Annotated in this window: 20 protein-coding genes; 13 read left to right on the forward strand and 7 right to left on the reverse strand. The window is 71.7% G+C overall.

Features of this window, described 5'->3' with window-relative positions; translation table 11 throughout:
- Positions 1–315: 315 nt before the first annotated feature.
- Together ACIP6U_RS21445 and ACIP6U_RS21450 are read right to left on the reverse strand one after the other, a co-directional pair.
- On the reverse strand, positions 316–978 hold the full coding sequence (locus ACIP6U_RS21445; protein ID WP_401720018.1) for a hypothetical protein: 663 nt from the start codon (positions 976–978) through the stop codon (positions 316–318).
- A 55-nt stretch (positions 979–1,033) separates the two neighbouring features.
- The gene (locus ACIP6U_RS21450; RefSeq protein WP_401720021.1) at positions 1,034–1,693 is read right to left on the reverse strand and encodes a bifunctional DNA primase/polymerase; all 660 of its coding nucleotides are present in this window, start codon (positions 1,691–1,693) and stop codon (positions 1,034–1,036) included.
- 501 nt (positions 1,694–2,194) lie between these two features.
- Here ACIP6U_RS21450 and ACIP6U_RS21455 point away from each other — a divergent pair.
- The 4 genes from ACIP6U_RS21455 (at position 2,195) to ACIP6U_RS21470 (ending at position 8,257) form a co-directional block, all read left to right on the forward strand.
- Complete coding sequence (locus tag ACIP6U_RS21455) at positions 2,195–3,694, forward strand: PP2C family protein-serine/threonine phosphatase (protein ID WP_401720588.1); 1,500 nt, start codon at positions 2,195–2,197, stop codon at positions 3,692–3,694.
- 243 nt (positions 3,695–3,937) lie between these two features.
- Positions 3,938–5,401: an aminopeptidase P family protein gene (locus ACIP6U_RS21460; RefSeq protein WP_401720024.1), complete on the forward strand. Its 1,464-nt coding sequence runs from the start codon at positions 3,938–3,940 to the stop codon at positions 5,399–5,401.
- Positions 5,402–5,523: 122 nt separating this feature from the next.
- Complete coding sequence (locus ACIP6U_RS21465) at positions 5,524–6,891, forward strand: PLP-dependent aminotransferase family protein (RefSeq protein ID WP_401720026.1); 1,368 nt, start codon at positions 5,524–5,526, stop codon at positions 6,889–6,891.
- A gap of 115 nt (positions 6,892–7,006) precedes the next feature.
- The gene (locus ACIP6U_RS21470; RefSeq protein WP_401720028.1) at positions 7,007–8,257 is read left to right on the forward strand and encodes an MFS transporter; all 1,251 of its coding nucleotides are present in this window, start codon (positions 7,007–7,009) and stop codon (positions 8,255–8,257) included.
- On the opposite strand, the gene ACIP6U_RS21475 is transcribed toward ACIP6U_RS21470, so the two are convergent.
- From ACIP6U_RS21475 to ACIP6U_RS21495, 5 genes are all read right to left on the reverse strand, one after another.
- Positions 8,232–9,065 (reverse strand): triphosphoribosyl-dephospho-CoA synthase, encoded by an 834-nt coding sequence (locus tag ACIP6U_RS21475; protein WP_401720031.1) that lies wholly within the window; start codon positions 9,063–9,065, stop codon positions 8,232–8,234. The two genes, ACIP6U_RS21470 and ACIP6U_RS21475, sit on opposite strands and share 26 nt — an antisense overlap.
- A 131-nt stretch (positions 9,066–9,196) precedes the next feature.
- Positions 9,197–10,120: an RNA polymerase sigma factor SigJ gene (sigJ, locus tag ACIP6U_RS21480; protein ID WP_401720034.1), complete on the reverse strand. Its 924-nt coding sequence runs from the start codon at positions 10,118–10,120 to the stop codon at positions 9,197–9,199.
- Positions 10,121–10,127: 7 nt separating this feature from the next.
- Complete coding sequence (locus ACIP6U_RS21485) at positions 10,128–10,880, reverse strand: SDR family oxidoreductase (RefSeq protein ID WP_401720037.1); 753 nt, start codon at positions 10,878–10,880, stop codon at positions 10,128–10,130.
- A 35-nt stretch (positions 10,881–10,915) separates the two neighbouring features.
- Positions 10,916–11,341, reverse strand: coding sequence for a hypothetical protein (locus tag ACIP6U_RS21490; RefSeq protein ID WP_401720039.1), 426 nt, complete (start codon positions 11,339–11,341; stop codon positions 10,916–10,918).
- Between the two features lie 61 nt (positions 11,342–11,402).
- Complete coding sequence (locus ACIP6U_RS21495) at positions 11,403–11,852, reverse strand: ATP-binding protein (RefSeq protein ID WP_401720042.1); 450 nt, start codon at positions 11,850–11,852, stop codon at positions 11,403–11,405.
- A 224-nt stretch (positions 11,853–12,076) separates the two neighbouring features.
- Here ACIP6U_RS21495 and ACIP6U_RS21500 point away from each other — a divergent pair, with 224 nt between their 5' ends.
- The 9 genes from ACIP6U_RS21500 (at position 12,077) to ACIP6U_RS21540 (ending at position 22,118) form a co-directional block, all read left to right on the forward strand.
- The gene (locus ACIP6U_RS21500; protein WP_401720044.1) at positions 12,077–12,946 is read left to right on the forward strand and encodes a hypothetical protein; all 870 of its coding nucleotides are present in this window, start codon (positions 12,077–12,079) and stop codon (positions 12,944–12,946) included.
- 184 nt (positions 12,947–13,130) lie between these two features.
- The gene (locus ACIP6U_RS21505) at positions 13,131–13,868 is read left to right on the forward strand and encodes a YcnI family protein (protein ID WP_401720047.1); all 738 of its coding nucleotides are present in this window, start codon (positions 13,131–13,133) and stop codon (positions 13,866–13,868) included.
- A 78-nt stretch (positions 13,869–13,946) separates the two neighbouring features.
- The gene (locus tag ACIP6U_RS21510) at positions 13,947–14,600 is read left to right on the forward strand and encodes an SCO family protein (RefSeq protein ID WP_401720050.1); all 654 of its coding nucleotides are present in this window, start codon (positions 13,947–13,949) and stop codon (positions 14,598–14,600) included.
- 17 nt (positions 14,601–14,617) lie between these two features.
- Positions 14,618–15,067: a copper chaperone PCu(A)C gene (locus ACIP6U_RS21515; protein WP_401720590.1), complete on the forward strand. Its 450-nt coding sequence runs from the start codon at positions 14,618–14,620 to the stop codon at positions 15,065–15,067.
- Positions 15,068–15,080: 13 nt separating this feature from the next.
- Complete coding sequence (locus ACIP6U_RS21520) at positions 15,081–17,078, forward strand: copper resistance CopC/CopD family protein (protein ID WP_401720053.1); 1,998 nt, start codon at positions 15,081–15,083, stop codon at positions 17,076–17,078.
- 8 nt (positions 17,079–17,086) lie between these two features.
- Positions 17,087–18,457 (forward strand): iron uptake transporter deferrochelatase/peroxidase subunit, encoded by a 1,371-nt coding sequence (gene efeB, locus ACIP6U_RS21525; RefSeq protein ID WP_401720056.1) that lies wholly within the window; start codon positions 17,087–17,089, stop codon positions 18,455–18,457.
- Positions 18,458–18,526: 69 nt separating this feature from the next.
- Positions 18,527–19,459 carry a prephenate dehydratase gene (pheA, locus tag ACIP6U_RS21530; protein ID WP_401720059.1) on the forward strand — a complete coding sequence of 311 codons (933 nt, stop codon included), beginning with the start codon at positions 18,527–18,529 and terminating at the stop codon, positions 19,457–19,459.
- 569 nt (positions 19,460–20,028) lie between these two features.
- Positions 20,029–21,318, forward strand: a complete 1,290-nt coding sequence (gene serS, locus ACIP6U_RS21535) for a serine--tRNA ligase (protein WP_401720062.1) — start codon at positions 20,029–20,031, stop codon at positions 21,316–21,318.
- Positions 21,315–22,118 carry an HAD family hydrolase gene (locus ACIP6U_RS21540; protein ID WP_401720065.1) on the forward strand — a complete coding sequence of 268 codons (804 nt, stop codon included), beginning with the start codon at positions 21,315–21,317 and terminating at the stop codon, positions 22,116–22,118. Before serS ends, ACIP6U_RS21540 begins: the two co-directional genes overlap by 4 nt.
- The last annotated feature ends 72 nt before the right edge of the window (positions 22,119–22,190 follow it).

Below are 22,190 nucleotides of genomic sequence, written 5' to 3' on the forward strand. Positions count from 1 at the left end.
CGGGCCCCCCCCCCCCCCCCGCGCCCCGCGCGCGGGGCGGCACCCCCCCCCGCCCGGCCCCCCAATGTGACCGGCGGGGCCCGCGCGGGGGCCCCCCCGGCCGATCGGCCGGCTCGACCCGCAGACTCGGAATCGGTGACTCCGGTCACAAGTCCCGCTCTCCACAAGCGAATCCGTGACTGGAAAGCCCGGATCGAATTTGCGAACCGCCGATCTCTTGTTACCGTTCGAGTAGCCCGGTTGCTGGTGCATCCCCCGTCGCCAGCAACCGGGTCTTTGCATGCCCGCCCTTCGTTTACGGAGCGCGGGCCTCTGTCAACTGCCCGTAGAGGCCCCGGAGTTGCCCGCCGAGTCGGCTTCCGGATGTGCCGCGGGCTCGCCACCCGGGTCGCTGCCCGAGCGCAGCAGCAAAGGCCCGCGTCCGGCTCGCGCCGCGAACTCCGCGACCGCCGTGTAGGCGTCGGGTCCGCCCTGACTGCGCTCCCGTGGTGTCTCACACGTCCCCGGATCGTCCCCCGCGCCCACCGCGCAGTTCATCCGCACCGTGCGGTCGGCGGGGGCCATGAGGGTCAGGACGGCGTCCAGGGCGTCACCGGTGGCGTTGCGGTAGTAGGTGCGCGCCCAGGTCTCCTCACCCTGGGTGAGGACACAGGTCTGCGCTTCGATGCCGTCGGGCGAGGTGAGTTGGGGGCCGCAGCGCGCGGCGGTGGCCAGACCGAGGCCGAGCAGGAGGGGGGAGCGGGTGGGCTCGACGGAGGGCGCCGCCTTGGCGTCGTCGGCCGGGGAGGAGCGTACGGCGGCGGGGGCACGGACGACCGCGTGGCCCGCGTCGCCCACCGGGCCCGCGGACGCCACGGCCAGCGGCAGTACGACCGCGGCGACCACGACGCCCGCGAGGGCGAGGAGACGAACTCTTCGGGGGTCAGGCCCGCCGTGAGGCGGCTGTGGGGCGCTGTGTCCCCCGGATTCGCGCAGCATGGACGGAAGATAACTTCCGCGCGCGGGTGGGCAGTCCCGCGCGCGCCGGACACCCCTACAACTCGGGGGCGCTCACACCCGTACGAGTGAGGGCCTCGACGACCGCGTCCACCACGGCCTCGACGTCGGGCACCCAGGGAGAGGCGGTGCCGGGCAGTGGAGCGCGCTCCCAGCGGATCTCGCCCTCGCCCGACTCGGACGGGGGCAGGGCGAGGTAGCCGCCCTCGCCGTGGAAGCGCAGGGAGCCGGGGACGAAGTCCTTGGCGTAGAGCAGTTCGCCCAACTGCTCCATGGAGTACGGCTTCACGAGGAACGCCCAACGGCTCGCCGTCGCGACGACCGGGCCGAGCCGCATGCCCCTGCGGTCGAGTGCGGCCAGGGCGTGCGAGGCCGCGAGGGCCGGCAGGCTGACCGCGCAGGGTGCCTTGCCACCGGTGGCCAGGATGATCGGCGCGGTGGGTCGGTTGGTCCACCACCAGCGCACCATGCGGGCGTCGGTGGTGCCGGCCAGCAGGCCGGGGTCGAAGGGGTGGGCACCGGGCACCGTGCACTCCGGGTCCGGGCAGCCGCAGCGACCCTGCGGGTCCGCCGCCACGCCCGGGAGTACGGGCCACTGCCATTGGGTCGCGAAGGTCAGGGCCGCGCTGATCAGTTCAGGCCCCCCGTCGCTGCGCTGGGACAGGAGCCTGCGTCGCTTTCCGAGGATCTCGCGCATGAGCGCTCGTTCCTTTCCGTTGCACCGCTGGCAACACCGTGGGCCACATCACATCATGTGTCGATCACTTCACTGTGCGTACCTGTTGGCGCATCACACCCCTGCGAAAACCAGAGGGAACCCCTATGGGCCGAGCGTCGGCTGCTTCCTCGGCAGCCTCGTCCATGCCGTATCGCTGCATCCATCAAAAGCATGGGCGTGGCGTGGGGGTGGCGAAGTCTGGCGTTTTGCCGTCCCGCATTCTTCTCTTCGCCTCCGCCACGGGAGGATGGGGCACGGTCGTCGGTGGCTAAGACGCTCGGGTCGGTCACCAGGTTCCGGGTGACTGTCAACCACCCCTGGCCTTCTCCGAGTACGTACCCATCACGACCGGTGTGACGCTCCGTGGAGCAAGGCCAGTCGACCGCAATACCCCGTTACCCGAGTCAGTTTTAAGCCAACTTTGCTTTTCCGCAAGGGGTGCACTGGTTGCCCATGGACACCAGGAATCCCGGCAGGACAATGCTGGACATCCCCTCACGAGTGCGTGTACATGTGGAGACACCGCTAGCGGCGCAGAATGACATGGGGGTTTGCGATGCTTTTGAGCAATACGCACCGGTCGGAAAGCCGGACGCCATGAACGCCCCTCACCCTCCGAAAGTGGCCGGAATCGATTCAACGGTTCCCTCGCCCGCACACACTGTCGCGCCCGCGCCTGCCGTCCCGGGCACCTCTCCAGGCGCCCCGAGCGCCCTGCTCCAGGACCGTCTCGCCGGTTGGGTCTCGGACCTCACGACCCTCCACGAACTCACGGAACGGCTCGCCCGCACCGACACACTCGACGGCGCGCTCCAGGAACTCCTGCACGCCGGAGCCGCCCTCGTGGGCGCCCGGCGCGGACTCGTCGTCCTGGAACCGGGCGACGGCCTGGGCCCCGACACGACGATCGGCCTGGGTCTGGCCCGGGCCGACCTCGGTCACATCGAGACCGTGCCGCGCAGCGCGATGTCCTACGGCCGCATCCTCGACGGACTGCCGGGCGCGGACGGCGAGATCGCCGAGCCGGACCTGCTCGCCGAGGACAGCCTGGACCCCCGTCACCGCGAGGTCGCCGCGCGCCTGGGCTACGCGGCCTGCTACGCCCTCCCGCTGACCGCCGAGAGCGCGGGCCGGATCGGCGCCGCCGTGTGGCTCTACGACGAGCCCGCCGAGCCGGTCGAGCGGCAGCGGCACCTGATCGGCCTCTACGCCCGGTGTGCCGCCGAGCACCTGGCGCTGCTGGTCGAGGTGGAGCGCACGCGCGCGTGCGTGGCGACGATCTCCGAGGAGCTGCTGCCGTCCCGGCTCCCCCGGGTGGCCGGCGTCCAGCTCGCGGCCCGGCACCGTACCGGCCCGCGCGGGGGCGGCGACTGGTACGACGCGCTGCCGCTGCCGGACGCGGCGCTGGGTCTCGCGGTCGGCTCGGTCACCGGCTCCGGGCCGAGCGCGGTCGCCGCGATGGGCCGGCTGCGGGCGAGCCTGCGGGCGTACGCCGTGATGGAGGGCGAGGACCCGGTCGCCGTCCTGTCCGATCTGGAGCTGCTGATGCGGCTGACCGAGCCCGCCCGCTCGGCCACCGCCCTGTTCGCCTTCTGCGAACCCGCGCTGCGCAAGATCACCCTCGCCGGTGCCGGACACTGTCCGCCGCTGCTGGTCGGCGAGCGGCGAACGGAGTTCGTGGAGACCTCCGTCTCCGCGCCGCTGGGCATGCTGGCCTGCTGGGAGGCGCCGAGCGTGGAGCTCCAGGCCGAGCCCGGCGAGACCGTGCTCCTCTACACCGACGGCCTGCTGCACCGCACCGGCGACGCCACCGACCGCGCCTTCGCCCGCCTGCACGCGGCCGCGGCCGGCGTCCCGAAGGCAGTACGCCACGACCCGGACGCGATCGCCGAGCACGTCCTGCGCACGATGCTGCCGGACGGCCTGGACGCGCAGGACAGCGCGGAGGACGTGGTGTTGCTGGCGGCCCGCTTCGAGTGACCGCCACTGCGTGGCGCTCGGGCGTGGAGTCGGCATGAGTCCACGCAGGTGGGCGAGGCGTCGGTCGACGTCGGAACCGGAGTCAGGGGGCGGAACCGGTGCCGACTGCCGGGGCGTGCGGCGTGAGTTCAGGGCGTGCGTTCTCACGGAGTGCGCCGCTGCCGTCGGTAACAGGCCTTCCGGCCCTGGGACCCCTTCCGTACGACCGTACGATGGAGGGGGTCCAGTGCCGTATCTAGGAGGATGACCGTGGCGGAGGAGCTCACACCGGCGACCCCGGAAGAGAGCGAAGAGCCGATCAAGCAGCGCAAGAACGGCCTGTACCCGGGCGTGTCCGACGAGCTGGCCGAGATCATGAAGTCCGGTTGGGCCGACACCGAGTTGCGTGACCTGGAGCCGATCGCCCAGGTCGCCGAGACCGCCGCCCGCCGGGCCGCGCTCTCCGCCCGCTTCCCGGGCGACCGTCTGGTGATCCCGTCCGGCAATCTCAAGACCCGCTCGAACGACACCGATTACCCCTTCCGGGCGTCGGTCGAGTACGCGTACCTCACCGGCAACCAGACCGAGGACGGCGTCCTGGTCCTGGAGCCCACGGCCGAGGGCCACGAGGCGACGATCTACCTGCTGCCGCGCTCCGACCGCGACAACGGCGAGTTCTGGCTCTCCGGCCAGGGCGAGCTGTGGGTCGGCCGCCGCCACTCGCTGACCGAGGCCGGCACGCTCCACGGCATCCCCGCCTCCGACGTGCGCGAGCTGGCGGACAAGCTGCGCGAGGCGACCGGCCCGGTGCGGGTCGTGCGCGGCTACGACGCAGGCGTCGAGGCGGCCCTGACCGACAAGGTCACCGCCGAGCGCGACGAGGAACTGCGGGTCTTCCTCTCCGAGGCTCGGCTGGTCAAGGACGCGTTCGAGATCGGCGAGCTGCAGAAGGCCGTGGACTCGACTGTCCGCGGCTTCGAGGACGTCGTGAAGGTCCTCGACAAGGCCGAGGCGACCAGCGAGCGCTACATCGAGGGCACCTTCTTCCTCCGCGCGCGCGTGGAGGGCAACGACATCGGCTACGGCACGATCGCCGCCGCGGGCGCGCACGCCTGCACCCTGCACTGGGTGCGCAACGACGGCCCGGTGCGCTCCGGCGACCTGCTCCTGCTGGACGCGGGCGTCGAGACACACACGTACTACACCGCGGACGTCACCCGCACGCTGCCCGTCAACGGCCGCTTCAGCGAGGTCCAGAAGCGGGTCTACGACGCCGTGTACGAGGCCCAGGAGGCCGGCATCGCGGCGGTGCAGCCGGGCGCCAAGTACCGCGACTTCCACGACGCGGCGCAGCACGTGCTGGCCACGAAGCTCGTCGAGTGGGGGCTGGTCGAGGGACCCGTGGAGCGAGTCCTGGAGCTGGGGCTCCAGCGGCGCTGGACGCTGCACGGCACGGGTCACATGCTCGGCATGGACGTCCACGACTGCGCCGCCGCGCGCGTGGAGTCGTACGTCGACGGGACGCTGGAGCCGGGCGTGGTGCTGACCGTCGAGCCGGGGCTGTACTTCCAGGCCGACGACCTGACCGTGCCCGAGGAGTACCGCGGGATCGGCGTCCGCATCGAGGACGACATCCTGGTGACGGAGAACGGCAACAGGAACCTGTCGGACGGGCTGCCCAGGCGGTCCGACGACGTCGAGGCGTGGATGGCCTCGCTCAAGGGCTGACACACGAAGGATGGCCGGGTACCAGTGCGGTGCCCGGCCATTCACGTGCCGTGATGCGTATGCCCGGTGCGCATGCCTCGACGCATGCGCCGTGATTCACGTACCTGAGGGGGAAGGTTTTCGTGGGGGACTTCTGGTCCGGTGTCGGTGTCGATCTGCATCTGGAGCCGGAGGCCGGTGACGGGCGCCGGGTCGGTCTCGAGCGGGCGCTGCGGGACGCCGTGCGGGACGGGCGGTTGTCGCCCGGGACCCGCTTGCCGGCGACCAGACGGCTGGCCGGTGAGCTCGGGATCTCGCGGGGCACCGCCAAGGCCGCCTACGACCAGCTCGTCGCCGAGGGCTATCTGACCGCGCGGCAGGGCTCGGGCACGCAGGTCGCGCAGCTGCCCTCGACCGACACCGAGGCCCCCGACGCGGCGGCACACGCGCGTGCGCCCCGCTTCGACCTGCGGCCCGGGAGCCCGGACGTCGGGGCGTTCCCGGCGGCGGCCTGGCTGCGGGCGCTGCGCCGGGCCATCGCGACGGCTCCCCTGCTGGCGTACGACTACGGGGATCCGCGCGGGCGGATCGAGCTGCGGACGGCGCTGTCGGGGTATCTGGGGCGCACGCGGGGCGTGATCGCGCCGCCCGAGCGGATCGTGATCACCTCCGGCTATGTGCAGGGGCTCGCCCTCCTCACGCGCGTGCTGGACGGCGCCGACATCGCCATGGAGGACCCGGGGCTGCCCTTCCACCGCGAAGTGGTCCGGCGCAACGGCGGGACCGTGGTGCCCGTCGCGGTGGACGAACGGGGAGTGTGCCCCGATCAGTTGGGCGAGGTCGCCGCCGTGGTCGTCACACCGGCCCACCAGTACCCGACCGGCGTGACCCTGCACCCCACACGGCGACGGGCGCTCACCGACTGGGCACGCGCGCGTGGCGCGCTGATCATCGAGGACGACTACGACGGGGAGTTCCGCTACGACCGCCAGCCGGTCGGCGCGCTCCAGGGCATGGCCCCCGGCCAGGTCGTCTACCTGGGCACCGCCTCCAAGACCCTCGGCCCTGCCCTGCGACTCGGCTGGATGGTCCTGCCGCCGCACCTGGTCGACGCGGTCGCCGATGCCAAGCTGCACAGCGACCACCACACCGAGACCATCGGCCAGTTGGCGCTCGCCGAACTGATCGAGAGCCACGCCTACGACCGTCACGTGCGCGCGTGCCGGCTCAGATACCGGCGCCGCCGCGACCAACTCCTGGACCGGCTCGGCAACCGGCGCGGCGTGCGCGGCATCGCGGCCGGGCTGCACGCGCTCGTGGAGGTCGGCGACGAGACGGAGGTGCTCGCGCGGGCCGAGGCGGAGGGCCTCGCGGTGGGCCGCCTCGGCGACCACTGGCACACACCCGCGGACGGGCGCCCGCAGGGACTGGTCGTGGGGTACGGGACGCCCCGGGAGCGCGTGTATCCGGAGGCCTTGGAGGCGCTGGGCAAGGTGCTGGCGGACGACTGAGGACTATCGAGGACAGCGAGGACGACCGAGGACGGCCGAGGTCTGTAATTGGACCAATGAGACGGTCGATAATTGGGCCTGCTCGACGGCCCAATAAGCCCCTACCGTCGTACTCATGACCCCTCGCCGCAGCTCTCGCCTAGTCCCGCCCGCCGGCCCCCAACGGACCCTGGCGCTCGCCCAGTTGACCAACTCCGTCGGTGACGGCGCCTACTACGTGACCTCGGCGCTCTACTTCACCCACGTCGTGGGGCTCGCCCCCGCGCGCGTGGGGCTCGGGCTGACCGTCGCCTGGGCCGTCGGCTCGCTGGCCGGGGTGCCGCTGGGGCGGCTCGCCGACCGGCGCGGGCCGCGCGGCACGGCGGTGCTGCTGGCCCTCGCGACCGGCTTGGCGGTGGCGTCCTTCCTGGTCGTACGGGACTTCGTGCCGTTCGTGGCGGCCGCGTGCGCGTACGCGACGGCGCAGTCGGGCCTTGCCGCGGCCCGGCAGGCGCTGCTGGCGGGGCTGGTGTCCGCCGGGGAGCGGACCGGGCTGCTCGCGCATCTCCAATCGACGCTCAACGCCGGGCTCGCGGTGGGCGCGGGTCTGGGCGGACTGGCGTTGCAGGCGGGGACCAGGGGCGCGTATCTCGGGGTGTTCGCACTGGACGCGCTGAGCTTCCTGCTGTGCGCCGGGGTACTGCTGCGGCTGCCGTCGCCGGCGCCCGTCGCCGCCCGCCGGCGGGACTCGCTCGGCGTGCTGCGGGACCGCCCGTACGCCGTGATCACCCTCCTCAACACCGTGCTGCTGCTGCGGATGCCACTGCTGAGCCTCGGGCTGCCGCTGTGGATCGCCGAGCGGACCGAGGCGCCGACCTGGCTGGTCTCCGCGCTGTTCGTGCTCAACACCGGGGTCGTGATGCTGTTCCAGGTGCGGACCGCGCGCGGGATCAGCGGGCTCGCGTCGGCCACGCGCGCGGTGCGGCGGTCGGGGTGGATCATGCTCGCGGCGTGCGCGGTGTTCGCGCTGTCGGCCGGGGTGTCGCCGTGGGTCGCGGTGGGCGTGCTCGTGGTCGGGGCGGTGCTTCAGGTGGTCGCCGAGATGGGGCAGTCGGCCGGGTCCTGGCAGCTGTCCTTCGACCTGGCGCCGGCCGACCGGGTCGGCGAGTACCAGGGGTTCTTCGGGACCGGCGTCACGGTGGCCCGGACGATGGGGCCGCTGGTGCTGACCTCGCTGCTCGTGGGGTGGGGGACGCCCGGGTGGCTGCTGCTGGGCGGGGCGACCGTGGTGGCGTCGTACGCGATGGGCCCTGCGACCCGGCGGGCGGCGGGCCGGGCGGCGGGCGCCGAGAGCGAGCCGGTCAGGCGGCCGGTGCTCGCGAGCTGACCGGCAGGGCGTCCAGGAAGAGCGCCCCCGCCAGCAGGCCTGCGCTCCCCCGCGGGCTCCACGCGCGTGCGTGCAGATCGGCGTCGAGGCTCGCGAGGGCTTCGGCGCCCGCCGCCGTCGACGTACCGCCTGCTTCGAGCACCCCGCGGGCGCCCGCCTGCACGTGCCGCAGGCCCAACGGGCCTGCGGTGTACAGCAGTTCCGTGTCCTGGAGGGTGGACATCACGGTGCACAGGGCGTCCAGGCGGGCCTCGGTCTCCGTGGCGCCGGCCGAGCGGGCCGTCGCGAGGGCGTCCAACGCCCGGCGTACGTGCGGGAATCCGGCGCGGGCCTCGCCCCGGGCGCCCGCGGCGCCGTACTTCACGGAGATCGACGAGCCGCGCGAGGGCCGGCGCGGGGCACCCTTGTCGTTGAAGGCGGCGATCCGCTTGGCCACCGCGGCCGTCTCGCGGCCACCGGCGCCGGGGGTGAGCGCGGCGGCCGCGACGAGGAAGCCGAGCGCCCACAGGGCACCCTTGTGGCCGCCGCCCGTGAGGCCCACGGAGTGCTCGGTGGATCTGCCGATCGCGCCCAACTCGGCCCGTAACGCGGGCGTGGGCTCTCCGATGCGGCGGGCGGCGGCGGCCATCGCCGCGAGGCCAGGGGCGAGCGCCTTGGCCGACCAGCGCAGCGAACCGTGGTCCCGGCAGCGGGCGCGCGCGCCGAGGTCGCGCGGGTCGGGCAGGCCCGGCTTGGGAGCCAGCGCCAGCTGCCCGGTCAGCGCGGCCACCGCGGTCCTCGCCAGCGTCTCGTCCGCACGGCTGCTCATGGATGCCTCCTCTGCATCCCGTCATCAGCGGGAAGGTAAGTACCCCGGCCGTCAAGGATGTCGGGTCGGGATAAGAGCAACCTGTGAGCGCCGGGGAAGCCGAGGGACGGGGGCACCTGCCGCGCACTCCGTCAGGCGGTCCACGCGTGCAGCTTGTCCGGGTTGACCACCAGCCAGAGGTCGGTGATCAGGCCGTCGCGGACCTCCGCGGCGAGGACGGCGAAGGTGGTGCCGTGGATGTTGACCACCACACCGGGCGTGCCGTTGACGTCCTCGTCCACGAGTTCCACCTCGGGTTCCCGGCGCATGAGACCGAGGAAGAGCCGGGCCACCTTGTCGCGGCCGACGATCGGGCGCAGAGCGGCCCGCACCTTGCCGCCGCCGTCGCTGCGCGACTCGACGGCGGGATCGAGCAGGGCGACGAGCGCGTCGAGGTCGCCCGTCTCGCACGCCGCACGGAACGCGGAGACGACCCGCCGGTGCTCCTGCGCCGTACTGCCGCCGGGCCGTTGGTCGGCCAGCCGGCGGCGCGCGGACGCGGCGAGCTGGCGGCAGGCCGCGGAGCTGCGACCCACCGTCTCGGCGATCTCCGCGAACGGCACGCCGAAGACGTCGTGGAGCACGAAGGCGACGCGCTCCGCGGGCGTGACCGAGTCCAGGACCACGAGCATCCCCATGCTGACCGACTCGTCGAGGGTGATCCGGTCGGCGGGATCGTCGCCGCCCGCGTCCTCGCCGGTACTGGTCCAGGTGGCGCCGTGCCGGACGGGCTCGGGCAGCCACTCGCCGGTGTAGCGCTCCCGGCGCACCCGGGCCGAGGCGAGCTGGTCGAGGCAGATGCGCGAGGCGACCCGGGTCAGCCAGGCCAGCGGTACCTCGATCGACCGCTGCTTCTCCTCGGGCAGGGCGTACCAGCGGGCGTACGTCTCCTGGACCACGTCCTCGGCGTCCTGCACCGACCCGAGCATCCGGTAGCCGAGGTTGAGCAGCCGGCGCCGCTCGGTCCTGAGCGAGCCGAGGGTGGGGTCCTGGTCGGGTCCGGTCGGCGGGGGCACGGCGCGGTCAGCCTCCCTGTACGACGTGGTCGGCGAGCCAGGCGTCGAAGGTCTGGGTCCCTTGCGTGCCCGGTCCGGTCGGCAGCTGGCCGCCGCCGATCATGGCCGCGCCCGTGGCGCCGGGGAGCCTGACCGGCACGAGCAGGCGGCGCTGGTGGCGGGCCTTCAGCAGCCGCCGCACCATGTCGACGAGCTGCTCGACCCGCGGTCCGGCGAGGTCGGGGGCCATGCCCTGGGCCGGGGCCAGCACGAGTCGCACGAGATCCTGGGCGACCTCGCGGGCCGCGACCGGCTGGGTGCGCATCCGGGGCACCACGGCGAGGGGCTTCGGGATCCGGTCGAGGGTCTGCTCCGCGAACTCGTGGAACTGCGTGGCGCGCAGCACCGTCCACGGCGTCGGACCGCTCCTGACGATCTCCTCCTGACGGAGTTTGCCCTGGTAGTAGCCGAGGCCGACCCGGTCGATGCCGACGATCGACAGCGCCACGTGATGCCGTACGCCGGCCCGCGCTTCGGCGTCCAGGAGATTGCGGCTCGCGCTCTCGAAGAACGCGACGGAGTTCTTTGCGCTCGTCGTCATCACGTTGCTCACGTCGACGACCGCGTCCACGCCCGCGAGGGCCGCGTCGAGTCCCGTACCGGCGACGAGGTCCACCCCGCGCGACCGGGACAGCACCACCGGCTCCTGCCCCGCCGCGGTCAGTTCCTCGACCACCAGCCGTCCGACCAGCCCGGTCCCGCCCGCCACCGCGATCCGCATACCGCGCCTCTCCTTCGCACTCATCGTCCCGTACGTCATCGGGTGCCGCCCTCTCGGACGGACCGGACCGGCAGCAGCAGGACGATCGCCAACAGCACCAGCGCGGCCAGGAACACCACGTTGAGCACCTGGTCACGCGTCCCGTACATGTCGAGGTGCTGCACGTGATAGCTGAAGTGCAGGACGTTGAAGACCAGCCACACCGCGCCCGTCGTCTGCACCAGCCGGGTGTTGCGCACGGAGCGCAGGGCGATGAGCGTCAGGGCGCCCAGCGCCAGGAACATGGCGCCGGCGTCCTTCGCGAGGTGTTCGTTGTAGGGGCCCAGCTGAGGCAGCCAGCTCAGTCCGAGGCCGGGGAAGTTCGCGTACCAACCCGTCGGGGAGAAGTACGCCCAGAAGCCTGTGTACAGGGCCACCACGGCCAGCAGGCCGAGAGCCGCGTACCGGATTTTCGTGTTCATGCCCCAGTGACGAGACAGCGCCCGCAGAAGTGAGGTGGGCCCGAAGCCGAGCGCAGTGGATCTACACCGCCATCAGCGGTGCGTCCTCCTGCCACTTGAGGATCTTGTCGAAGCTCACCACCGTGCCCGCGCGGCCCGGCTTGTTGCCGATGTGGACGTGGTCGGCGAGTTCCTGGATCAGGGTCAGACCCCGGCCGTGCTCGGAGTCCGTGCGGGCGGGGCGGGCCAGGACGGCCGGGGCGGTGAAGCCGGGGCCCGAATCGGTCACCTCGATACGGCACTTGACGCCGTCCAGGTACGCGGTGACCCGGTACGCCTCCGAGGAGCCGCCGGACGCGGCGGAACCGCCGTGCTCGACGGCGTTCGCACAGGCCTCGCTGAGGGCGACCGAGAGGTCGTAGGAGACGTCCGGGTCGACGCCCGCGGTCTCCATGGTGCCGAGCAGCAGGCGCCGCGCGAGCGGCACGCTCGCGGCCTCGCGGCGCAGATGGAGTGACCACCAGATGCTCATGCTCCAGCCTCTCTGGCCGCGGCTCGACATACCGTTACCTATTGCCGCCAGTGCCCGGGTATAAGCGTGGAGTTGACGTGATACCGCCCATACGGTCGATGTGCCTCGGGTGGAATCGGTGTATGTGAGGGCGGCCCGGTCCAGAGAGTGATCTTCCGGTTGTTATGTCATCTTGCGGACCTGCCGTATGGGAGCCGTAAGCCCAGTGCGATGATGAGCCCGCCATGACTGCCCCCCACGAGCGTACGGCGCGTTCCGGAAGAGACCTCCGGATCCTGCGGGCCGCGGTGTTCGCCGCGGTCTGCGTCGTGCTGGCCGGGGCAGGTCACGCGGTCGCCTCCTGCGCCACGGTCCCGCCGTGGACGCTCCTCGCGGGCTTCGTCGGCGTCGTCCTGGTCGCGGCCCCGCTCGCCGGACGCGAGCGCTCGCTGCCCGGGATCGCGGCCCTCCTCGCCCTCGGCCAGACCGTGCTGCACACGCTGTTCGGACTCGGACAGCACGGCATGACGAACATGGCGGGCATGACGTCCGGTTCGGCGTCCTCGATGGCGTCGATGTCGACGACGGACCTGTCCCTCGTGGAGCGGGCGGCCCGGATCGTCTGCGGCACCACCGCGGCGGCCATCAGCCCCACCCAGGCGCGTCAGATCCTCTCCGACGCCCGGCTCACCACCGATCCGGCCACGGGCATGTCGGGCATGGACATGGGCTCCATGCACCACCCCGCGGACGCCCTGTCCAGTGCCGGTTCGGCCGCCTCGCTGCTGCCGTCCCTGCCGATGCTGCTCGCGCACGTCCTCGCGGGGATCGCCGCCGGCTGGCTGCTGCGCCGCGGGGACCTGGCCGTGCGACGGCTCGTCGAACTGTCCGCCCTCTCCCTGACCGAGGGGGCGCTCGTACGGTCCCTGCGCGCGGCGCTCGCCCTGGTGCGCGCCCTGCGTGCCGGGCTCCCGGCCACGCCCGCCACGGTCCCGGGGCCGCCGCGCACCGCCCTGCTCGCGCCGCCCCGGCCGCGTACCGCCGCGCTCCAGCACACGGTGATCAGGCGCGGTCCGCCGGCCGCCGACGCACGCGTTCTCGCCCTCGCCGCCTGACGCGACGCGACCGCCACTCCGTATCCAGCGGGACACCTCCGGCTGGACGCATCCCTGGGGACATCCGCCGGGACCGGAGAGGGGCCGCCGTCGTGCGGCACACGCGTGCGTGCCCGTTCGGCACCCGCGCCCCTCAGACCATCCGGATCACCGGAACCACACTCGAATCGGAGTGCTCCCTGCCATGAAGTCTTCCCGTCTCGCCACCACCGGCGCCGTCGCCGCCGCTGCCGTCGTCGTCCTGTCCTCGCCCGCCTTCGCGCACGTCAGCGTGGCCGCCGAAGGCGCCGCCGCCAAGGGCGGTTACGCCGTCGTGGACTTCAAGGTCCCCAACGAGCGCGACGACGCCTCGACGACCAAGCTGGAGGTCTCCTTCCCGACCGACCACCCGCTGGCCTCGGCGATGCCGGAGCCGATGGCCGGCTGGAAGATCCAGGTCACCAAGGCGAAGCTGGCCAAGCCGCTGGAGATGCACGGCGAGAAGATCAGCGAGGCGGTCTCCAAGATCACCTGGACCGCCACGGGCAAGGGCGTCGAGCCCGGCTACTTCCAGAAGTTCCCGGTCTCCGTGGGCGCCCTGCCCGAGGACGCCGACGAACTGGTCTTCAAGGCGATCCAGACGTACTCCAACAAGGAGGTCGTGCGCTGGATCGAGGTCCAGGAGGACGGCCAGGAGGAGCCCGAGAACCCGGCCCCGGTGCTCGCCCTCTCGGCCGCCACCGAGGACCACCACGGCTCGACGACCGCCGAGGACGCCTCCGACGACACCGAGGCGACCGAGAAGACGGCCGCCGAGACCACCGCCTCCTCCTCCGACAGCAGTGACACCACCGCGCGCGTGCTCGGCGTCGTCGGGATCGTGGTGGGCGCGCTGGGCGTGGCGTACGGCGTGCTGGCCGGCCGTCGGCGTACCGACGCCTGAGGCCACTCCGGTCCGCGTGCACCGGGGTCCGGGCGACCCCGGTGCACAGCGGAGCTCTCACATCTGGGACATTTTTCTATGCGCAAGAAGACGTTCGCCGCGGCCGCGCTGCTCGCCGCCGCCTCCTTCACTCTCTCCGCCTGCGGCAGCGGCGACAGCGACAACTCACCGGTCGCCGTGGTCTCCGAGGACACCTCGCAGAAGGCCGCGACCGTGCTGGACAAGCCGTTCGAGAAGCCCGACCTCGTCCTGACCGACACCAAGGGCGAGAAGTACGACCTCCGCAAGGAGACCGCGGGCCGGCCGACCCTGGTCTACTTCGGCTACACCCACTGCCCCGACATCTGCCCGCTGACGATGAACAACCTCGCCGTCGCCAAGAAGCAGCTGCCGAAGGCGGAGCAGGACAAGCTGCGGATCGTGTTCGTGACCACCGACCCGGGCCGTGACACCCCGGCCGAACTGGGCAAGTGGCTCAAGGGCATCGACTCCCAGATCGTCGGCCTGACCGGCGACTTCGCCACCATCCAGGCCGGCGCCCGCACCCTGGGCATCTCCATCGAGCCGACCCACAAGGACAAGAAGACCGGCAAGGTCGTCTCGGTGCACGGCACCCAGGTCATCGCCTTCTCACCGAAGACCGACGGCGGTTACGTCCTGTACGGCGAGGACGCGACCGTCGACGACTACACCAAGGACCTCCCCAAGCTGATCAAGGGTGAGAACCCGTGAGGCACCTCGCCCTTCCCGTGCGGCGCCTCGCGCTGCCCGCCGCGGTGCTGGCGGGGGCGGTCGTCCTGACCGGGTGCGGAGGTTCCGGCGACAACAAGGCCGAACTGTCCGTCAGCTCCTCGTACATGCCCCAGCCGGTCTCGGACATGGCGGCCGGCTTCCTGACCATCGCCAACAAGGGCGGCGCGAAGGACGAACTGACCTCGGTCACCAGCGCCGCCGCGGGCAGCGTCTCCGTGCACGAGACGGTCGGGCAGTCGATGGAGGAGGTCACGTCCCTCGATGTGCCCGCACACGGTCAACTCGTGTTCAAGAGCGGCGGTAATCACCTGATGTTCGAGAAGCTGAAGCGGAAGCCGAAGCAGGGCGAGAACGTGACCGTCGAACTGCACTTCGCCAAGTCCGGCCCGATCACGGTCGAGATGCCGGTGAAGTCGGCCACGTACAACCCTGCGACCGGCCACTGAGGGAGGCACGACCGTGACACCGACCATCACCGCCCGCCGCACGCGCACGCTGGTGCTGCTGTTCCTGGCCGTCTTCGGCGCGCTGCTCGCCGGCGCCGGACCGGCCTCCGCGCACGCCGCGCTGACCGGCAGCGACCCCGCTCAGGGGGTGGTGGTCGACAAGGCGCCCACCGAGGTGGCGCTCACCTTCTCCGAGAAGGTGGCCACCTCCAGCGACTCCCTGCGTGTCCTTGACCCCAAGGGCAAACGCGTCGACACCGGCAAACCGACCGAGACCAGCGGCACGACGTACGCCGTACCGCTGCACAGCGGCCTGCCCGACGGCACCTACACGGTGTCCTGGCAGGTCGTCTCGGCCGACAGCCACCCCGTCGCCGGCGCCTTCACCTTCTCCATCGGCGCCCCCTCCACGACCACCGTCTCGGTCTCCGACGAGACCGTCGGCGGCGGAGTCGTCGGCTGGCTGTACGGCTTCGGGCGGTACATGTCGTACGCCGGTTTCATCCTCATGGTCGGCGGGGGCGCCTTCGTACTGGCCTGCTGGCAGCGCGGGGCCGGCGTGCGGCCCGTGCAGCGCCTCGTGGTCTCCGGGTGGCTGACGATCACCGCGTCCACCCTTCTGCTGCTGCTCCTGCGCGGCTCCTACACCAGTTCCGGCAAGGTCGGCGCGATCTTCGACCTGAACCTGCTCGGGCAGGTGCTCCAGACCAAGACGGGCGCGGCCCTGATCTCCCGGCTGCTGCTGCTCGCCGCGGCGGCCCTCTTCATCGCGGTGCTCTTCGGCGCGTACGAGAAGCGGGAGGCCGAGGAGAAGCAGGATCTGACCTTCGGGCTCGCGATCGGCGGGTCCGTGGTGGCCGCCGGGCTCGCGGCGAGCTGGGCGCTGGCCGAGCACGCCTCGACCGGCCTTCAGCCGGGCATCGCGATGCCGGTCGACGTCATCCACCTGCTGGCCGTCGCCACCTGGCTGGGCGGGCTGTCCGCGCTGCTCGTCGCGCTGTACCGGTCCGAGGTCCCGATCGAGGCCCCGGCCGTACGCCGCTTCTCCCAGGTCGCCTTCGGCAGCGTGGTCGCGGTCGTCGCGACCGGCATCTACCAGTCCTGGCGCCAGCTCGGCTCCTGGTCGGCCTTCACCGACACGGGGTACGGGCAGCTGCTGCTGGTCAAGATCGGGCTCGTGGCGGTGCTGGTGGGCATCGCGTTCATCTCGCGGCGCTGGACCGGACAGTTGGCGGGGACGGCCACGACCGCCACCGACACGGATACGGCTGAGGAGGGCGTCCTCGGTGAGAAGGAGCCCGCCGCCGCACGGGCCGGTGGCTCCGCCGGCAAGGGCGCCAAGGGCGCGGATTCAGGCTCCGGTTCGGGTTCCGGTTCCAGTTCGGGTTCGGGTTCCGGTGACTCGAAGACCGCTTCCGGCTCCAAGCGGGCCGCTCAGCTCGCCCGGCAGAAGGCCGCCGTCGCGACCGCACTGCAGAAGCGGCAGCGGGACGCCGATCCGCGCCGCTTCGGGCTGCGCCGGTCCGTGCTCGCCGAGGCCGGTGTGGCCGTCGTGCTGCTCGCCGTCACCACGGTGTTGACGCAGACCGAGCCGGGGCGCACCGAGGAGGATGCCAAGGCGGCCAACGCCTCCTCGTCGTCCTCTTCCTCCGCGTCCGACTCCTCGTCCGGGGCGCTGACCCTGACCATGTCGTTCGACACCGGCGGCACCGACGGCAAGGGTGTCGTGTCGGTCGACTTCGACCCCGCGCGCGTGGGCGGCAACGAGATGCACGTCTACGTCACCCGGCCCAACGGCCGCGCCTTCGACATCCCCGAGGTGAAGGTCGCCTTCACCCTGGAGGCGAAGAAGATCGGACCGCTGCCGGTCGCCCCGGACCACGTCGCCACCGGACACTGGTCGGCGAGCGGGGTGCAGATCCCCATGGCCGGTGACTGGAAGGTCGCCGTGACCGTGCGCACCTCCGACATCGACCAGGTGACCGTCTCCAAGAACGCTCAGATCGGCTGAACCACGCCATGACCGACCAGTCCGTCCCCGAGGCCCGCACCTCCGAGGCCGCCCCCGAGGAGGCCGTTTCCGAGAACGTCGTCCTCAAGGAGGCCGATTCCGGAAACGTCGCCCTCAAGGAGAGCGACAAGGGGGGCGATTCCGAGAACGTCACCCCAGGGAGGGGCGTTTCGCGGCGCGCCCTGCTCGGCAGCGCCGGCGCGACCGGGCTCGTGCTCGGCGCGGCCGGTGCGGGCGTGGGCTATGCCGCCGCGCCCGCCGGGGCGACCCCGCTCACCTCGCTCGGCAGCGACCGGGCGATGTTTCACGGGACACATCAGCCGGGCATCACCGAGGGCCTCCAGGCGCGCGGCCACCTCGTCGCCTTCGACCTGGCGGCGGGCGCGGGCCGCAAGGAGGCCGCCGCGCTGCTGCGCCGCTGGTCGGCGACCGCCGAGCGGCTCATGGCGGGCGAGGCGGCGGCGCACGACGACACGGACGTGGCCCGGGACGCCGGACCGTCCTCGCTGACGGTGACCTTCGGCTTCGGCCACAGCTTCTTCTCCCGCACCGGTCTGGAGAAGCAGCGCCCGGTCTCCCTCGACCCCTTGCCCGACTTCTCCTCCGACCAGCTCGACAAGGCGCGCAGCGACGGCGACCTGTGGGTGCAGATCGGCGCCGACGACGCCCTGGTCGCCTTCCACGCCCTGCGCGCGATCCAGAAGGAGGCGGGCAGCGCGGCCCGGGTCCGCTGGCAGATGAACGGCTTCAACCGGACCCCGGGCGCCACGGCCCACCGCATGACCGCCCGCAACCTCATGGGCCAGCTCGACGGCACCCGCAATCCCAAGCCGACCGAGTCCGACTTCGACCGGCGGATCTTCGTGCCCGCGTCCGGCGCCAAGGACCCGTCCTGGATGGCGAACGGCTCCTACGCGGTCGTACGCCGGATCCGCATGCTCCTCGACGACTGGGAGAAGCTCTCGCTCGCCGCCCAGGAGAACGTCGTCGGGCGCCGCAAGTCGACCGGGGCGGCGCTGACCGGCGGCACCGAGACGACCGCGATGGACCTGGAGAAGACCGACGCGAACGGCGAGCTGGTCGTCCCCGTCAACGCGCACGCCCGGATCACCAGGCCCGACCAGAACGGCGGGGCGGCGATCCTGCGGCGACCGTTCTCGTACCACGACGGCTTCGAGGCGGACGGTGTCCCGGACGCCGGGCTGCTCTTCGTGTGCTGGCAGGCGGATCCGCTGCGCGGCTTCGTGCCGCTCCAGCGCAAGCTGGACCGCGGTGACGCCCTCTCGAAGTACATCCGCCACGAGGCCAGCGGGCTCTTCGCGGTGCCGGGCGGGGCGGCGGACGGCGAGTACGTGGGGCAACGGCTGCTGGAGAGCTGAGGTCACGCTGATTCACCCGGTCGTGAGACACGCGCACGGCGCCCCCGCAAGGGCCATTAGGGTGAGGTCATGCCAGCGAGCTATGCCTATCTCGGCCCCGAGGGCACCTTCACCGAAGTCGCCCTGCGCACTCTTCCGGAGACGGCCACCCGGGAGCTGATCCCGTACGTGTCCGTGCAGTCCGCGCTGGACGCGGTCCGCACCGGCGAGGCCGAGGCCGCCTTCGTGCCGATCGAGAACTCCGTCGAGGGCGGCATCACGACGACCCTCGACGAACTGGTCGCGGGCGCCCCGCTGATGATCTACCGCGAGGTGCTGCTGTCGATCACCTTCGCGCTGCTGGTCAGGCCGGGCACGAAGATCTCGGACATCAAGACGGTCTCCGCGCACCCGGCCGCCCAGCCGCAGGTGCGCAACTGGCTGAAGGCGAACCTCCCGGACGCGCTGTGGGAGTCGGCCGCCTCGAACGCGGACGCGGCCCGGCTGGTCCAGGAGGGCCAGTACGACGCCGCCTTCGCCGGTGAGTTCGCCGCCGCCCGGTACGGACTCGAGGCCCTTGAGACCAACATCCACGACGCCGAGAACGCGCAGACGCGGTTCGTCCTGGTGGGCAGGCCCGCCCGGCCCGCCGCGCCGACCGGCGCCGACAAGACGTCCGTCGTGCTGTGGCAGCGCGACGACCACCCCGGTGGACTGCGCGACCTGCTGGGCGAGTTCGCGACCCGTGGCGTCAACCTGATGCTGCTCCAGTCCCGCCCCACCGGCGCCGGCATCGGCAACTACTGCTTCTGTCTCGACGCCGAGGGCCACATCTCCGACCGCCGGGTGGCCGAGACCCTGATGGGGCTGAAGCGGATCTGCCTGGAGGTGCGCTTCCTGGGCTCGTACCCGCGTGCGGACATCGGCGTCGAGGACGTGCGCGCGCCGCGACCGGGGACCTCGGACGAGGAGTTCCTCTCGGCCTCCGACTGGGTGGCGCGGTGCCAGGACGGACGCTTCTGAGGAACGTGTCCCAGGGCACGTTTCCGGCCGGTCCTACCTGCAGATTTTAGTTATCCACAGGAGTTATCCACAGGTCCGCTTCTCGACCTGGGGACAAGTCGACAGTGAAGCACTACCTTGTCGACAAATCGGTCCTCAGGCCGTTACGGCGTCCACCGGCGCGCACATCACCGTTCGTCCACTCTTTTCCATTAGGCAACCCTTTGGGGCGACCCCTTTCCACTCGAAAGTAGTGGTAAAGGTGGGTTTGACCCATGAAACTCGGGTGTGACGGACGGGTTTCGGAGTGATCGATTCCGAAATCCACAGATCCACCACACACCCTGTGGATAACTCTGCGGAGAGGGTGTCTCCCTGTGGACAACACCCGCCTCAAATCCCGTTCCCCACAAGGAAATCGAGTCAACGCGGCGCCTCACGCCTGCCCCGTCCCGGGGAGTGAGACGCACTTTATTGACACGCTTCGCAATTGACGCATAACGGAACGCAAGCCGCTATTCGGTGCGGTTTCGGGGCAGTCGCGAATAGTGAGTCGTGAGGCGTATCCCCGCACCGGTAGCCTTGACCGCGTGATTGACCTTCGCCTGCTTCGTGAGGACCCCGACCGTGTGCGCGCGTCCCAGCGCGCCCGTGGAGAGGACGTCGCGCTCGTCGACTCTCTCCTGTCCGCCGACGAGCGGCGCAGGTCGTCCGGCGTCCGCTTCGACGAGCTGCGTTCCGAGCAGAAGAGCATCGGCAAGCTCATCTCCAAGGCCTCCGGCGACGAGAAGGCCGAGCTGCTCAAGAAGACTGGTCAGCTCGCCGCCGACGTCAAGGCGGCCGACGCGGAGCAGCACGAGGCGGACGAGGAGACCAAGCGGCTCCTCCTCCAGCTCGGCAACCTCGTGCACCCCGACGTCCCCGTGGGCGGCGAGGAGGACTTCGTCGTCCTGGAGACGCACGGCACGATCCGCGACTTCGCCGCCGAGGGCTTCGAGCCCAAGGACCACCTGGAGCTCGGCGAGGCGCTGGGCGCCATCGACGTCGAGCGCGGCGCCAAGGTCTCCGGCTCGCGCTTCTACTACCTGACGGGCGTCGGCGCCCTGCTGGAGCTGGCTCTCGTCAACGCGGCGATCGCCCAGGCCACCGAGGCCGGCTTCACCCCGATGCTGACCCCCGCGCTGGTCCGCCCGCGCGCCATGGAGGGCACCGGCTTCCTCGGCCAGGCCGCGGAGAACGTGTACCACCTGGAGAAGGACGACTACTACCTGGTCGGCACCTCCGAGGTCCCGCTCGCCGCGTACCACATGGACGAGATCCTCGACGCCGACAAGCTGCCGCTGCGCTACGCGGGCTTCTCGCCCTGCTTCCGCCGCGAGGCCGGCACCTACGGCAAGGACACCCGCGGCATCTTCCGCGTGCACCAGTTCGACAAGGTCGAGATGTTCTCGTACGTCGACCCGGCGGACGCGGAGAACGAGCACAAGCGGCTCCTGGACTGGGAGAAGCAGTGGCTGGGCGGCCTCGAGCTGCCCTTCCAGGTCATCGACGTGGCCTCGGGCGACCTCGGCGCGTCGGCCTCCCGCAAGTACGACTGCGAGGCGTGGATCCCGACCCAGGGCAAGTACCGCGAGCTGACCTCGGCCTCCAACTGCGACGGCTTCCAGGCTCGGCGCCTGTCCGTGCGGATGCGCGACACCAGCGACGGCAAGAACAAGGTGCAGCCGCTGGCGACGCTCAACGGCACGCTGTGCGCCGTACCGCGCACGATCGTGGCGATCCTGGAGAACCACCAGCTGGCCGACGGCTCCGTGCGCGTGCCCGAGGTGCTGCGCCCGTACCTCGGCGGCCGGGAGCTGCTGGAGCCGGTCGCCAAGTGAGCACCGGCTTCCCGTACAAACTGATCGCGACCGACCTCGACGGGACGCTGCTGCGTTCCGACGAGTCGGTCTCCCCGCGCACCCGTGCCGCCCTGGCGGCGGCCACGGAGGCCGGCGCCGCGCACATCGTGGTGACCGGCCGCGCGGTCCCCTGGACCCGGCACATCCTCGACGACCTCGGCTACGAGGGCCTCGCGGTCTGCGGCCAGGGCGCACAGGTCTACGACGCCGGCGCGCACCGCCTGCTGACCTCGGTGACGCTGGACCGGCAGCTGGCGGCGGTGGCCCTGGCCAAGATCGAGGCGGAGGTCGGTCCGCTGTACCTGGCGGCGAGCCGGGACGGGCTGGACGGGGAGGTGCTGGTCGGCGACGGGTACGCGGTCACGGGCTCGCTGCCCTCGACCCCGCTCTCGGACGTGTCCGAGCTGTGGGCGGCGCCGCTGAACAAGATCTACATCCAGCACCCGACCCTCACGGACGACGAACTCGCCGAGGCGGCAACGCGTGCCGCCGGCGGTTTCGTCACGGTGGCGATGGCCGGTGAGGGGATCGTCGAGCTGTTGCCACTGGGGTTGTCGAAGGCGACGGGGCTGTCATTGGCGGCCCGGCGTCTCGGCATCAAGGCCGCCGACACGATTGCCTTCGGCGATATGCCGAACGACATCGCGATGTTCGCGTGGGCGGCTCGGGGAGTGGCGATGGCCAACGCTCATGAGGAGCTGAAGGCCGTTGCCGACGAGGTGACTTCGTCGAATGAGGACGACGGGATCGCGGTGGTCCTGGAGCGACTGCTGGCTTGAGGTCGTCGGGATGCTGCGGGCCGGTGGGGGCTGGTCGCGCAGTTCCCCGCGCCCCTGGGCGGGACCACTCGG

Source organism: Streptomyces sp. NPDC088794 (assembly GCF_044750545.1).
Lineage (GTDB): Bacteria > Actinomycetota > Actinomycetes > Streptomycetales > Streptomycetaceae > Streptomyces.

Excerpts from the sequence above, each read along its gene's own strand:
- ACIP6U_RS21445 (WP_401720018.1), bottom strand. The coding sequence starts at position 978 with ATGCTGCGCGAATCCGGGGGACACAGCGCCCCACAGCCGCCTCACGGC.
- ACIP6U_RS21450 (WP_401720021.1), bottom strand. The coding sequence starts at position 1,693 with ATGCGCGAGATCCTCGGAAAGCGACGCAGGCTCCTGTCCCAGCGCAGC.
- ACIP6U_RS21455 (WP_401720588.1), top strand. The coding sequence starts at position 2,195 with ATGCTGGACATCCCCTCACGAGTGCGTGTACATGTGGAGACACCGCTA.
- ACIP6U_RS21460 (WP_401720024.1), top strand. The coding sequence starts at position 3,938 with ATGACCGTGGCGGAGGAGCTCACACCGGCGACCCCGGAAGAGAGCGAA.
- ACIP6U_RS21470 (WP_401720028.1), top strand. The coding sequence starts at position 7,007 with ATGACCCCTCGCCGCAGCTCTCGCCTAGTCCCGCCCGCCGGCCCCCAA.
- ACIP6U_RS21475 (WP_401720031.1), bottom strand. The coding sequence starts at position 9,065 with ATGAGCAGCCGTGCGGACGAGACGCTGGCGAGGACCGCGGTGGCCGCG.
- ACIP6U_RS21485 (WP_401720037.1), bottom strand. The coding sequence starts at position 10,880 with ATGCGGATCGCGGTGGCGGGCGGGACCGGGCTGGTCGGACGGCTGGTG.
- ACIP6U_RS21490 (WP_401720039.1), bottom strand. The coding sequence starts at position 11,341 with ATGAACACGAAAATCCGGTACGCGGCTCTCGGCCTGCTGGCCGTGGTG.
- ACIP6U_RS21495 (WP_401720042.1), bottom strand. The coding sequence starts at position 11,852 with ATGAGCATCTGGTGGTCACTCCATCTGCGCCGCGAGGCCGCGAGCGTG.
- ACIP6U_RS21500 (WP_401720044.1), top strand. The coding sequence starts at position 12,077 with ATGACTGCCCCCCACGAGCGTACGGCGCGTTCCGGAAGAGACCTCCGG.
- ACIP6U_RS21505 (WP_401720047.1), top strand. The coding sequence starts at position 13,131 with ATGAAGTCTTCCCGTCTCGCCACCACCGGCGCCGTCGCCGCCGCTGCC.
- ACIP6U_RS21510 (WP_401720050.1), top strand. The coding sequence starts at position 13,947 with ATGCGCAAGAAGACGTTCGCCGCGGCCGCGCTGCTCGCCGCCGCCTCC.
- efeB (WP_401720056.1), top strand. The coding sequence starts at position 17,087 with ATGACCGACCAGTCCGTCCCCGAGGCCCGCACCTCCGAGGCCGCCCCC.
- pheA (WP_401720059.1), top strand. The coding sequence starts at position 18,527 with ATGCCAGCGAGCTATGCCTATCTCGGCCCCGAGGGCACCTTCACCGAA.